Consider the following 659-nt stretch of genomic DNA (forward strand, 5'->3'; position numbering starts at 1 on the left):
GGCAGGTCCGCCAGCTGCGTGCGCCAGTACCCCAGCTCGCGCGCCAGCCCCTCGCCCTGCAGGCGCTCGCGCTGCCATGCCGCATAGTCGGCGTACTGCACCGGCAGCGGTGCCAGCGGCGCCGCCACGCCCCCCGCCAGGCCCGCGTACAGCGCCGTGAACTCGCGCACCAGCACCCCGAACGACCAGCCGTCCGATGCGATGTGGTGCACCGTCAGCAGCAGCACGTGCGTGTCCGCGTCCAGCCGCACCAGCGCCCCGCGCAGCACCCGGTCGCGCGCCAGGTCGAACGGGCGGCCCGCTTCCTCGCGCGCCAGCTCGCGCACCGCCGCCTCGCGCGCGGGCCCCGGCCGGTCCGACAGGTCGTGCCGCGCCAGCGCCACCGGTCCGGGCGGATGCACCACCTGCACGCCTTCGCCCTCGTGTTCGGCATACGTCGTGCGCAGGATCTCGTGGCGCGCCACCAGGCCCGCCAGCGCACCCGACAGCGCCGCTTCGTCCAGCGCCCCCTCCAGCCGCAATGCCACCGGCATGTTGTACTGCGCGCTGCCGCCCTCCAGGCGGTCGATGAACCACAGCCGCTGCTGCGCGAACGACAGCGGCAGCACGCCCCCGCGCGCCACCACCGGGATCGGCGCATGCCCCGAGCGGGCCTGGCC

1 protein-coding gene is annotated in these 659 nt (G+C 76.0%); it reads right to left on the bottom strand.

From position 1 onward, the window contains the following. The coding region (locus H4F98_RS16660; protein WP_246373351.1) for a condensation domain-containing protein at window positions 1–659 on the bottom strand (659 nt) is incomplete at both ends.

This window comes from Marilutibacter spongiae (genome assembly GCF_014145325.1).
GTDB classification, from domain to species: Bacteria; Pseudomonadota; Gammaproteobacteria; order Xanthomonadales; family Xanthomonadaceae; genus Marilutibacter; species Marilutibacter spongiae.